Here is a 12,545-nt window from a genome sequence, read left to right as displayed (position 1 = left end):
CGCCCCCGCCGACCGCGAACCCATCGCGATCATCGGTATGAGCGGCCGCTACCCGCAGGCCGCCGACCCCGCCGCGTTCTGGGAGAACCTGAAGGCCGGACGGGACTGCGTCGGCGGGATACCGGCCGACCGCTGGCCGCTGGACGGCTTCTTCGAACCGGACCGCGAGAAGGCCGTCGCCACCGGACGCAGCTACAGCAAGTGGGGCGGCTTCCTGGACGACTTCGCCGCGTTCGACCCGCTGCACTTCCGGATCGCGCCGCGGGACGCCTACGCCATGGACCCGCAGGAGCGGCTGTTCCTCCAGGCGGCGTGGCAGGTGTTCGAGGACGCCGGGTACTCCCGCGAGGAGATCGCCCGCCGGCACGGCAAGCGCGTCGGCGTGTTCGCCGGAGTCACCAAGACCGGCCACGGGCGGCACGGCGCGGGGCGCCTCCCCTCGGGCGAGACCGTCGTCCCCGCGCTGTCCTTCGCCTCGCTCAGCGCCCGTACGTCGTACGTCCTGGACCTGTGCGGGCCGAGCCTGACCATCGACACCATGTGCTCGGCGTCGCTCACCGCGGTCCACGAGGCGTGCGAGCACCTTTACCGGGGCGCCTGCGAGATGGCCGTCGCCGGTGGGGTGAACCTGTACCTCCACCCGCTGGACTACGTCGAACTCTGCCGCTCCACGATGCTGTCCACGGACGCCCGCTGCCGCAGCTTCGGCAGCGGCGGCGACGGATTCGTCCCGGGCGAGGGCGTCGGCTGCGTCCTGCTCAAGCCGCTCTCGCGCGCCCTCGCCGACGGCGACCACATCCGCGCGGTCGTCCGGGGTACCAGCATCAACCACGGCGGACGGTCCAACGGCTACACGGTGCCCAACCCCGGGCCCAGGCGGAGCTGCTGCGCGACGCCCTGGCGCGCGCCGGCGTCGCGGCGCGTGACGTGAGCTACGTCGAGGCGCACGGCACCGGTACGGAACTGGGCGACCCGATCGAGATCAAGGGCCTGACCAGCGCTTTCGAACAGGACACGGCGGACCGGCAGTTCTGCGCGATCGGCTCGGTGAAATCGGCGATCGGTCACCTGGAGGCCGCGGCGGGCATCGCCGGGCTGACCAAGGCCGTGCTCCAGCTCCAGCACCGGCAGCTCGTCCCGAGCCTGCACGCCGAGGAACCCAACCCGAACATCGCCTTCGGGAAGACGCCGTTCTTCGTACAGCGCGAGCTGACACCGTGGGAGACGTCCGGGGGCCCGCGGATCGCGGCGGTCTCCTCGTTCGGCGCGGGCGGCTCGAACGCCCACGTCATCCTGGAGGAGTTCGACGCCGGTCCCGCGCCGAGCACGGCGGCCGGCCGTGACCAGCTCTTCGTGCTGTCGGCCCGTACCCCCGAGCACCTGCGCCGCTCCGCCGAACGCCTGGCGGCCCACCTCGGCAGCGACAGCGGTAAGGACACCGACCCGGCCGCCCTCGCCTTCACCCTCCAGACGGGACGCGAGGCCATGACCGAACGCCTCGCGGTGGTCGCGGCCTCGGCACAGGACCTGCGCAGCGCCCTGCTCGCCCACCTCGACGGCGCGGACGCGGTGCCGGGCGTCCACCGGGGCACCGCCGGGAGCGCACAAGGCGCCTTCGCGGAGCTGGCCACCGACGACGACCTCCAGGAACTGCTGGTCGAACGCTGGGTACGGGCCGGGAAGCTGGACCGGCTGGCCGCGCTCTGGACGGGCGGGGTACCGCTCGACTGGCGCGTACTGCACGGGACGGACACACCCCGGCGGGTCGCGCTGCCGACGTATCCGTTCACGCGGGACCGTTACTGGATCGGGGATCTCGACCCGGTGCGCGAGGAGGCCGCGTGGAACGGCGCGCCGGTCGCGCCGCCGCAGGCCGTCGAGCCGGTGATCGCGGAGGACTCGGAGCCCCTGGAGCCCTTGGACGAGCGGGTCGTCCGCGTGGTGCGGGAGAAGCTGGCGCGAGCCCTCGCCATGGGCGAGGACGAGATCGACGGCGCGCTCGCCTTCGCCGACTACGGGGTCGACTCCATCCTCGGTGTCCGCCTCGTCCACGAACTCAACGAAGCGCTCTCCCTGGACCTGTCGACGAGCGTCATCTACGACCACAGCTCGGCCGACCGCCTCACCGCCCACCTGTTGACCGACCACCGCGACACCATCACGTTCACCGGCACGCCGGAGCAGGCCGCCACCACCCCCGCACCCGCCACCACCCCCGCACCCGCCACCGTCCCCGCACCCGCCACCGGGACGCGCCCCCGGCCCGGCCACGCCACGCCAGCCGACCCCCGGCCCCCCATCGCCGTCGTCGGCATGAGCGGACGCTTCGCGGGCTCCGACACGCTGGACGACCTCTGGGACCACCTGGTCGACGGCGACGAACTCGTCACCGAGGCCACCCGCTGGGACCTGTCCGGCCCCGACCCCGCCGACGCGGCGCGCCGCTGCACCCGGGGCGGCTTCCTCGACCGTATCGACGCCTTCGACCCGCTGTTCTTCAACATCTCGGGCGTCGAGGCCGCCACCATGGACCCGCAGCAGCGGCTCCTGCTGGAGGAGTCGTGGAAGGCCCTGGAGGACGCCGGGTACGCGGGCCGGCAGCTGAGCGAGCGCCGCTGTGGTGTCTACGTCGGCTGCTGGAACGGCGACTACGCCGAACTGATCGGCGCCGACGCCCCCGCCCAGGCGTTCTGGGGCAACACCGCCTCCTTCATCCCCAGCCGGGTCTCGTACTTCCTCAACCTCAAGGGCCCGGCCGTCGCCGTCGACACGTCGTGCTCCAGCTCGCTCGTCGCCCTCGACCTCGCCTGCAAGGACCTCTGGTCCGGTGAGACGGAAATGGCGCTGGCGGGCGGCGTCTTCGTCCAGTCCACACCGCGTCTGTACGAGCTGGCCGGGCGCGCCAACATGCTCTCGCCGACCGGGCGCTGCCACACCTTCGACCACCGCGCGGACGGCTTCGTGCCGGGCGAGGGCGTCGGGGTGCTGGTCCTCAAGCGGCTCGACGACGCGCTCGCCGACGGTGACCACGTGCACGGCGTGATCCGCGGCTGCGGCACCAACCACGACGGCGCGACCAACGGCATCACCGCCCCCAGCTCCGTCTCGCAGGAGAGCCTGCTGCGCGAGGTGTACGACGGTTTCGGCGTCGACGCCGGGCACATCCAGCTCGTCGAGGCGCACGGTACCGGCACCAAGCTCGGCGATCCCATCGAGTTCGGCGCGCTGACCCGGGCGTTCCGGGCGAGCACCGACAAGACCGGTTACTGCGCGCTCGGTTCGCTCAAGACCAATCTCGGGCACACCCAGTTCGCGGCGGGCGTGGCCGGCGTACTGAAGATCCTGCTCGCGCTGCGGCACCGGCAGATCCCCGCCTCGCTGCACTTCGAGAAGGCTAACGAGGCCGTCCCGCTCGACGGCAGCCCCTTCTACCTCAGCACCCGTACCCACACGTGGCAGGCGCTGCCCGGCGTCCCGCGCCTCGGCGCCGTCAGCTCCTTCGGGGCCAGCGGTACCAACGCCCACGTCCTCGTCGAGGAAGCACCGCCGGTACCGCGCTCCCGGCCCCGCCCGCGGACCCCGGGCCACCTCGTCGTGCTGTCCGCGCACTCCCGCGACCAGCTGGCCGAACAGCTGACGCGCCTGGCGGCGCACTGCCGCCGCGAGCCGTCGACGGACTGCGGCGACCTCGCCCACACGCTGGTCGTCGGCCGGGAGCACTTCGCGCACCGCTTCGCCTGCGTCGTACAGGACCGTGACGAACTGCTGCGGGTCCTGGACGAAGGACTCGACGGGCCGCACGCGTTCACGGGAGGACCGGGCGCTTCCGGTGGCGGCGCGGCGAGCCTCAGCAGCACCGAGGGCGCATCGGGCCGTACGGACGCGGAGACCCTGGCCGGGATGAAATCTCTCGCCGAGCGTTACGTACGGGGCCACGACCTCGACCCCAGCGCGCTGTTCGCGCCCGGCGCCTACCTGCGCGTGCCGCTGCCGACGTATCCGTTCGCCAAGGAGAGCCACTGGGCGACGGACACCCCGCCCGCCCGGGCGGAAGCGTTCCGGCCCGCGCCGGCGCGGCCTGCCGCCGCACGGCCCGCCGAGCCCGCACCGGGTTCCCCGACGGCCGGCGCGCCGTCGCCCGTGCCCGGCACCGCCGGTGCGGTGCGCACCGTAACGGTCCTGACCGGCGAGGAAACGATCCTCCGCGACCATCAGGTCGGCGGCCGCCGGGTCCTGCCGGGCGTCGCCCACCTGGAGATGGCCCGCGAGACGGCCCGGCACGTGCTCGGCGCCGACGCCACGACACCGCTGCGCATCCGGGACATCACCTGGGTCCAGCCGCTCGTCGCCGACGGCACGCCCACCGAGGCCGCGGTCCTCGTCACCCCGGTGGACGAGCACACCGTCTCCTTCCGCGTCACCTCCGGGACCACCGACCCCGCCGTCTGCTCCGAAGGACGCGTCAGCCGCTCCGACACACCGCGCCCGCCCCGTACCGACCTCGCGGCGCTCCGCGCGCAGTGCCCGACGCCGGTGACGCCCGAGCGCATCAGCACGGCGCTGGTGGCGATGGGCATCACCCACGGCCCGTCCCTGCGCGCGGTCCGCGCGGCGTACGCGGGTGACGGCGTGGTCCTCGCCGAGCTGCACGTGCCCGACGCCGCCGGCCGGCCCGCCACGCCGTACGTCCTGCACCCGGCGCTGATGGACTCGGCCGTACAGGCGTCGATCGCCCTGCAACTGGCCGGGGAGAGGCGTCCCGCGAAACGGTGGTGCCGTTCGCGCTGGAGCGGCTGGAACTCTTCGCGCCCTGCGCGGACTCCATGTGGGCCGTCGTCCGTGTCGCCGACGACGGCGCGGCGAGTGCCCTGAGCAAGCTCGACATCGATCTGCTCGACACCGACGGGGCGGTGTGCGTCCGGATGACCGGCTACACCTCGCGCCGGGTGAAGGAGCCGCTGCCGTCCCTGTTCGCGCCCGTATGGGAACCGCTGCCGGGCACGGGGACGGACGGCGGCGAAGCGGCGGCCGTCCCGTCCCGCACCGACCGGGTCCTGGTCGTCGGCGGTACGGCCGCCGAGCGCGCCGCGGTCGCCGTCCGGCACCCGCGCGCCACGGCCTGGCCCCTGGCTCCGTCCGCGCCGCTCGACGAGGTCACCTCGTTCCTCGCCGCCGCCGGGCCCGTCGACCACCTCCTGTGGCTCGCCCCCGGGGCCGCGCCCGCACTCACCGACGCGGCCGCCGTCGTGGCCGCACAGGAGGACGGCGTCGTCGCGGCCTTCCGCATGATCAAGGCCCTGATCCGTACCGACCACGACGCCCGCCCGCTCGGCATCACCCTCGTCACCCGGCGCGGCCTGGCCACCCACGCGGCCGAGGACATCCGCCCGGCCCACGCGGGCCTGCACGGCCTCTTCGGCTCGCTCGGCCGCGAGTACACCAACTGGACCGTCCGGCGCGTCGACCTCGACGAACCCGCCGGCACCCTGGAGGAGCCGGACGCCTGGCTCGCCGCCGTCACGGCGCTCCCGGCCCACTCCCAGGGCGACACCTGGGCACGGCGCGCGGGCCAGTGGCTCGTCCGCCGCTGGACCCCGTGCGACACGGGTCCCGTCCCGGCCGTCCCGTACCGCGAAGGCGGCGTGTACGTCGTGATCGGCGGCGCCGGCGGCGTGGGCACCGCGTGGACCCAGCACCTGGTCGAACGGTACGGCGCCCACGTCATCTGGATCGGCCGCAGCCCGCACGACGCGTCGGTGGACGCCAAACTGCGTACCGTCAGCGGCCGTGGCGACGTCCGCTACCTCTCCGCCGACGCCGCCGACCCGGTGGCACTGCGCCGCGCGCACGCCGAGATCAAGGCCCGCCACCCGCACATCCACGGCGTCGTACAGGCAGCCCTCGTCCTGCGCGACCAGAGCTTCGCCAAGATGGACGAGACCGCCCTGCGGACGAGCCTGGCCGCCAAGGTCGGCGTGAGCGCGGCCATGGCCGAGGTGTTCGACGGCGAACCCCTGGACTTCGCGGTGTTCTTCTCCTCGGTCCAGTCCTTCACGACCGCCGCGGGACAGGGCAACTACGCGGCCGGCTGCACCTTCGCCGACGCGTACGCCCACCAGCTGTCCCGGCACTGGACCTGCCCGGTCAAGGTGATGAACTGGGGCTGGTGGGGCAGCCTGGGCAGCGCCTCCTCCGACTACCACCGGCGGCGCATGACCGCCTGGGGCTTCGCCTCGATCGAACCGCCCGAGGCCATGGACGCGCTCGGCACCCTCCTCGGCGGCCCGCAGCCGCAGATCAGCTTCACCAAGCTGACCCGGCCCGACGCCCTGGAGGCCGTCGATCCCGGCACCCGCACCACGGTCTACGGACGGTCCCCGGCGGCCCGCGTGACCCTCGGCGCCGCGGACGACCTCACGGGTGACGCCGCGAACCTGCGCGCGGTGGCCGACTGGCGGCGCACCGCACGCGACCCGCTGCTCGCCCGGATGCTCCGCGGCCACCTCGAAGCGCTCGGCGCCGTCGGCCCGGACACCCCGGCCCCCGGCGAGATCACCCGCGACGACGCGCGCCGGATCGGCCGCCTGGCCGGCCTCCACGACCGCTACACGACCTGGCTCGAACACGCCCTGCGCGTCCTGCCCGACACCGCCCCGCCGCTCGCCACGCTCTTCCGCGAGTGGGACGACCGCCGCGCCGCCTGGTCGGCCGACCCCGACAAGAAAGCCGAACTGGAGCTGGTCGACGCCACCCTGCGGGCCCTGCCCGACATCCTGACCGGCCGGACCCGCCCCACGGACATCCTCTTCCCGCGCGGCTCCGTCGAACTGGTCGAGGGCTGCTACCGCGACAACCGGGTCGCCGACACCTACAACCGCGCACTGGCCGATGCCGCCGTGGACATCGTCGCGCAGCGGCTGCGCCAGGACCCGGGGGCACGCCTGCGCATCCTGGAGATCGGCGCGGGCACCGGCGGTACGAGCGTGGGCCTGTTCGCCGCGCTGCGCCCGTACCGGGACCACATCGAGACGTACACCTACACCGACCTGTCCAAGGCGTTCCTGAACCACGCGCGGACCGCGTACGGACCCGACGCGCCCTACCTCTCCTGCACCCGCTTCGACGCCGAACAGCCCCTGGCCGGCCAGGGCATCGAAGCCGGCAGCTACGACCTGGTCGTCGCCGCCAACGTGCTGCACGCCACCCGCGACACCCGCAACACCCTGCGCAACGCCAAGGCCGCCCTGCGCGACGGCGGCTGGCTCCTGCTGAACGAACTGGTGGCGTTCGACGTCTTCAGCCACCTCACGTTCGGCCTGCTGGAAGGCTGGTGGCTGTTCGAGGACGCACCGCTGCGCATCCCCGGATCGCCCGCGCTGTCGCCCGAGAGCTGGCGCGACGTGCTGCACGGCGAGGGCTTCCCGGAGGTCGTCTTCGTCCTGCCGCAGGCCCGGGAGCTGGGGCAGCAGATCATCGCCGCGGAGAGCGACGGGGTCGCCCGGCAGCGGGTCGTGGGGGAGAGCGCCGGTCGGTGGTGCCGGTGGCTCCGGTGACGCCAGTTGGTCCGGTGACGCCGGTGACAGAGGTGACGGAGGCGGCTCGTACGGCGGACCCGGCAGCGCCCGAGCCCGAGCTTGCCCGTACGGAGCCCGTCCGTACGGAGCCCGTCCGTGGGGAGCCCGTCCGTGGGGAGCATGTCCGTACAGAGTCCGTCCGTACGGAACCGTCCCTCCCCGCCGCACCGGACCCCGCCCCCGCCCCGGCCGACCGCGCCGCGACGCTGACCGCCTACCTCCGCGACAAGGCCGCCGAAACCCTCGGGGTGCCCGCGGAGCGCATCGACGCCACCCAGCCGCTCAGCACGTACGGCATGGACTCGATCCTCGTCCTGCAACTGACCAACGCACTCCGCGCGGACCTGGGCGAGGTCTCCTCCACGCTGCTGTTCGACGCCGAGTCCCTGGACCAGCTGTGTGCCCACTTCCTCACCGCCTCGGCTGACCGCGTGGACGCGCTGGTCGCCGGATTGCGACCGGAAGCGGCGGCGGACGACGTGGAGGACACGGCCACCGCGCCCGTGCCCGCCACGCCCGTGTCCGCCGAACCGGCGCCCGCCGCCCCGGAAGCCGCTTCCGCGGCGCACTCCGTCAGCGCCCTCTTCCAGGCCGCGTCGCGCGACGGCAGCCTCCGGCAGGGCAGTGAACTGCTGACCGCGGCGGCCCGGCTCCGGCCGCGGTTCACCTCCGCCGGGGCCGGCCACGAGCCGGAGATCCTGCGGCTGGCGGACGGCGCGGAGCGGCCCGCGCTGGTCTGCCTGCCGTCCCTCATCGCCCCCACGGGCCCCTACCAGTACGTCAAGTTCGCCGCCGCACTCCGCGGCCGGCGCGAGGTGTGGACCGCCGGGCAGCCCGGCTACGGGACCGGTGACGCGCTGCCGCAGACACCGGCGGACGCGGCGGCGGTACAGGCCGACGCCCTGCTCCGGCGGTTCGCCGGACGGCCGTTCGCCCTCGCGGCGTACTCCTCCGGTGCCTGGCCGGCCCACGAGGTCGTACGGCGCCTGGAGGCGGCGGGTGCCCCGCCGGCCGCACTGGTCCTGCTCGACTCGCCCGGCTCGACCGGCGGAGCGGACCTGACCGGCGAGTCCCTGTGCCACCGGATGGCCGGAATATCACGTCTGCTGCTCGACCGGTTCCCCCAACTGCCGGTGGACGGCGACCAACTCACCGCGATGGCCTGGTACGCGGAGCTCTTCGACGGCTGGCGCCCGGAACCGGTGACGACACCGACCCTCTTCGTGGCCGCCCGGACCCCCGTGGACCAGCTGCTCGGAGACGGCCGCAGGCCCGCCTGGCAGCCGGCGCACGCCCGCGTTGAGGTGACGGGGGACCACTTCTCGATGCTCGACGAGCACGCGGAGACAACCGCGCTCGCCGTCCACCAGTGGCTCACCGAACACCTGCGGTGACACCGCTCGCACGCCGGGACGGCCCCGCCCCTCGGGGCCGTCCCCGGCACCCGCACGACACGGCAGCACCCGTACACGGACGACATGAGGGACACATGGCAGACACCGCGGACAGGACAGACATGATCGGCGGCGGCAGCGCCGCACCGGCGCGGCTCGTGGTCGGCATCACGGGGGCGACGGGCGCCGTGCTCGGCGTACGGCTGCTGGAGCAGCTGCGCGCGCACGGCGGCGTGGAGACCCACCTGGTGATCAGCCGATGGGCGCGCAGCACCATCGAGTGGGAGACCTCGATGAGCGTGCGCGAGGTCGGCGCGCTCGCCGATGTCGTCCACAGCCCGGAGGACCAGGGCGCGGCGATCTCCTCCGGCTCGTTCCGCGTGGACGGCATGGTGATCGCCCCGTGCAGCATGAAGACGCTGGCGGCGATCCGCATGGGCTACGCCGACGGTCTGATCGCCCGCGCCGCCGACGTCACCCTCAAGGAGCGCCGCAAGCTGGTGCTGGTGCCGCGGGAGGCGCCGCTGAGCGAGATCCACCTGGACAACATGCTCACGCTGGCCCGGATGGGCGCGGTGATGCTGCCGCCGGTGCCCGCCTTCTACCAGCACCCGGCCACGGTCGACGACATCGTGGAACACACGGTGACCCGGGTGCTCGACCAGTTCGGCATCGACACGCCCAAGGCGTACCGCTGGAACGGGATGTACGCGGCCCGTCAGCAGGCCCGCGCCGCGGAGGGGCACCGCGCGGCCCCGGCGCCCGCCCCCGGCCGTCCCTGACCACCCCCGTACACCTGACCACTCCCATTCCTGACGCCCCCGCTCCGCCCTGCCCCGTCCCGCCCTGCCCCCACCCGCAAAGGATGAGCAGCCGCCCATGAAGCACCTCACCAGCCTCCGCGACTACCTGGACGCCCTGGCCGAACTCGACGACCTGCGCGTGATCGACGACGAGGTGGACCCCGTCCTGGAGATCGGCGCGATAGCCCGCTACGCCACCGAGCACCGGGCCCCGGCCCAACTCCTCTCCCGCATCCGCGGCTGCCGCCCCGGCTTCCGGGTGCTCGCCGCGCCCGCCGCCCTGAGCAGCCGGCCGGGAGCACCCTACGCGCGGCTCGCGCTGTCCCTGGGCCTGGACCCGGACACGCCGCCGCGGGAGCTGATGGACGGCCTGGTCGCCGCGCAGTCGGCACCGCCCGTACCGCCCGTCGTCCTGGACTCCGGCCCGTGCCAGGAGAACGTCCTGCTCGGCTCCGACATCGACCTGACCCAGCTGCCGTTCCCGCTGCTCCACCAGGGCGACGGAGGCCGGTACGCCAACACCGTCGGCACGTTCGTGCTGCGCAGCCCGGACCGCAAGTGGACCAACTGGGGCATCGCGCGCGCCATGCTGCACGACGCGCGCCGGATCGTCGCCTTCACCGGCTCGCCGCAGCACATCGGCGTCATCGACGACATGTGGCGGGCGCGCGGCGAGCGGACGCCCTTCGCGCTGGTCCTGGGCGCCGAGCCGGCCGTCCCGCTGGTGTCGACCATGTCGCTGCCCGAGCACGTCGACGAAGCGGCCTACCTGGGCGCCTACTTCGGCGAGCCGGTCGAGGTCGTACGGTGCAGGACCGTCGACCTCGAAGTGCCCGCCACTGCCGAGATCGTCGTCGAGGGGTACATCGACCACGACGAACTGCTGCCGGAGGGGCCGATGGGGAGTTCGCCGGCTACGTCCCCGAGGGAGCTGGTCGCTGCCCGCCTACCACGTCACCGCGGTCACCCACCGCGACGACCCCGTCATGCCGGTGGTGTGCGCGGGCAAGCCGGTGGACGAGGACCACACCCTGATCGGCCTGACCCACTCGGCCCGCTGGACCCACTACCTGCGCGAGGCCGGCATCCCGGTGGCCGCCGCCTGGATGATCCCGGAGACCGCCGTGCACGTGCTGGCCGTCACCGTCGACCCGGACTGGCGCGAGCGGACGTCGTTCACGTCGTCGCAGGAGCTGTGCCGGGCGGTCGGCGAGGCCGTCGACGCCTTCCCGCACGGCGGCTGGTGGGTCACCCGGATCATGGTCCTGGACAGCGACATCGACCCGACGGACGTCCGTGACGTGCTGTGGGGTTTCGCCACCCGCTCGCACCCCACCGACGGCATCCACGTCCTGCCCGACACCGCGATCATGCACCTGATGGTCTGCTACCACGAGAAGGAACGGGCCACCGGCACCGGGCCGACCGTCGTCTTCGACTGCGTCCGCGAGGACGAACTGAACAGCACGGCCTTCGCCGACAACTACCCGGCCGACGTGCAGCGCCGCACCTTCGAACTCCTGGCGGGCGCCCGCCCGCTGTGAGCCCCCGGCGGCCACCTGCCGGCCGCCCGCGCCACCGCGCGCCCGGGGCGCCCACGGCTCCCCGGGCGCCGAGCCTCGGCGATCCGTGACGCCGCCCTTTCCACCGTCGCCCGCGCCATCGCCGTCGGCTCACTCGCCGGCGCGGGGGAGCGGCGGGGGCAGGAAACCGCTGGAGCGGAAGAAGGCGAGGTAGCGGTCGAGGAGGGCGGCGTCGGTGGGCGGACAGCGCAGCCCGCTGTCCCGCAGGCCCCGTTCGGTGTTCGCGCGTCCGAGCCGTGGGAAGACGTCATCGAGGTACATCTCCTTCACGCTGATGTCGGACTTGTTGCTGCGGTCCACACAGAGCGAGACGAACGGGGCCGTGGGACTGCCGGGGTTGCGCGCGACATGCCGTACCAGCTCCGCCACCCAGGCGTCATACGGCAGTTCGCGGATGCCGTAACCCGCCGCCCGCATCCGGTCCACCATGTCGCCGAGGCGGGCCGGCCGGGGGTTGGTGAGGTGGTAGGTGCGGCCGTCGGCCGGTTCGCGGGTCGCCAGGTGCACCACGGCGGCGGCCACATGGTCGACCGGCACGAAGTCCAGCGGCAGTGGCACGTCCGGCGCCACGCCCGTCTCCGCGATGACGCGGAACAGTGAGCTGATGGCCGTCTCCGTGTTGCAGATGCCGGTGTGCTCCTCGCCGGTGACCTCGTACGGGCGGTGCACCGCCACCGGCAGCCCCGCCTCCGCCGCCTCCGCGAGCATCCGCTCGGCCACCCACTTGCTCTCCGCGTACCCCATCGACAGGTGGTCGGCGTGGGCCGGCCGGGTGTCCTCGTCCACCTCCCGCACCCCGGCGGTGCCGAAACCCGCCAGCACCGCGACGGTGGACAGGAAGTGCAGCGGGACGCGCCGCCCGGCGGCCAGCCGGACCAGTTCCCGGGTGCCGCCGACGTTGGCAGCGCGCAGCGCGGCGTACGGGTGCAGGAAGCTGACGTGCGCCCCGGCGTGCAGGATCAGGTCGGCGGTCTCGCCCAGCTGCCCGAACCGTGCTTCCGTCAGTCCCAGGCGCGGGACGGTCAGATCGGCCGGGAAGCAGGTCAGCCGCTGCTCGTACGGGGACAGGTCCAGACCGTACCGGGCGGCGTTGGAACACACCCGGCGTCGCGCGTGCGCCGCGTCACGGGCCCGTACGGGGCACAGCAGCTCGGCGCCGGTGACCCGCGCGAGCCGGTCCAGCAGGAACGC

Annotated in this window: 7 protein-coding genes and 1 pseudogene; 7 read left to right on the top strand and 1 reads right to left on the bottom strand. The window is 73.8% G+C overall.

All coding sequences use genetic code 11. The features are described from left to right. Positions 1-37: 37 nt before the first annotated feature. The 7 genes and pseudogenes from ACEXOX_RS03760 to ACEXOX_RS03730 all read left to right on the top strand — a co-directional run bounded on the left by ACEXOX_RS03760 (position 38) and on the right by ACEXOX_RS03730 (position 11,315). On the top strand, positions 38-931 hold the full coding sequence (locus ACEXOX_RS03760) for a beta-ketoacyl synthase N-terminal-like domain-containing protein (RefSeq protein WP_406526218.1): 894 nt from the start codon (positions 38-40) through the stop codon (positions 929-931). Continuing rightward, positions 883-4,872, top strand: a complete 3,990-nt coding sequence (locus ACEXOX_RS03755) for a beta-ketoacyl synthase N-terminal-like domain-containing protein (protein WP_406526217.1) — start codon at positions 883-885, stop codon at positions 4,870-4,872. Before ACEXOX_RS03760 ends, ACEXOX_RS03755 begins: the two co-directional genes overlap by 49 nt. Beyond that, positions 4,773-7,553, top strand: coding sequence for an SDR family NAD(P)-dependent oxidoreductase (locus ACEXOX_RS03750; protein ID WP_406519081.1), 2,781 nt, complete (start codon positions 4,773-4,775; stop codon positions 7,551-7,553). Before ACEXOX_RS03755 ends, ACEXOX_RS03750 begins: the two co-directional genes overlap by 100 nt. Before the next feature lie 23 nt (positions 7,554-7,576). Further along, positions 7,577-8,968 carry a phosphopantetheine-binding protein gene (locus tag ACEXOX_RS03745; RefSeq protein ID WP_406519080.1) on the top strand — a complete coding sequence of 464 codons (1,392 nt, stop codon included), beginning with the start codon at positions 7,577-7,579 and terminating at the stop codon, positions 8,966-8,968. A 95-nt stretch (positions 8,969-9,063) separates the two neighbouring features. Further along, positions 9,064-9,750 carry a non-oxidative hydroxyarylic acid decarboxylases subunit B gene (locus tag ACEXOX_RS03740; RefSeq protein ID WP_406519079.1) on the top strand — a complete coding sequence of 229 codons (687 nt, stop codon included), beginning with the start codon at positions 9,064-9,066 and terminating at the stop codon, positions 9,748-9,750. Between the two features lie 97 nt (positions 9,751-9,847). Beyond that, positions 9,848-10,663, top strand: a pseudogene (locus tag ACEXOX_RS03735) (UbiD family decarboxylase domain-containing protein); the annotation flags it as partial. A 94-nt stretch (positions 10,664-10,757) separates the two neighbouring features. Then, positions 10,758-11,315 (top strand): hypothetical protein, encoded by a 558-nt coding sequence (locus tag ACEXOX_RS03730; protein WP_406519078.1) that lies wholly within the window; start codon positions 10,758-10,760, stop codon positions 11,313-11,315. A gap of 129 nt (positions 11,316-11,444) precedes the next feature. Here the strand turns inward: ACEXOX_RS03730 and ACEXOX_RS03725 are convergent, their stop codons facing one another. Beyond that, positions 11,445-12,536 (bottom strand): thioester reductase domain-containing protein, encoded by a 1,092-nt coding sequence (locus tag ACEXOX_RS03725; RefSeq protein WP_406526216.1) that lies wholly within the window; start codon positions 12,534-12,536, stop codon positions 11,445-11,447. Between the last annotated feature and the right edge of the window lie 9 nt (positions 12,537-12,545).

This window comes from Streptomyces sp. Ac-502, assembly GCF_045222935.1.
Taxonomy (GTDB): Bacteria; Actinomycetota; Actinomycetes; order Streptomycetales; family Streptomycetaceae; genus Streptomyces; species Streptomyces monomycini.
Note: the sequence above shows the minus strand (reverse complement) of the source record. Positions and strands in the feature narration are given on the sequence as shown.

Bases quoted from the DNA above. Each gene is read 5' to 3' on its own strand.
- ACEXOX_RS03760 (WP_406526218.1), top strand. From the start codon at position 38: ATGAGCGGCCGCTACCCGCAGGCCGCCGACCCCGCCGCGTTCTGGGAG.
- ACEXOX_RS03740 (WP_406519079.1), top strand. From the start codon at position 9,064: ATGGCAGACACCGCGGACAGGACAGACATGATCGGCGGCGGCAGCGCC.
- ACEXOX_RS03730 (WP_406519078.1), top strand. From the start codon at position 10,758: ATGCCGGTGGTGTGCGCGGGCAAGCCGGTGGACGAGGACCACACCCTG.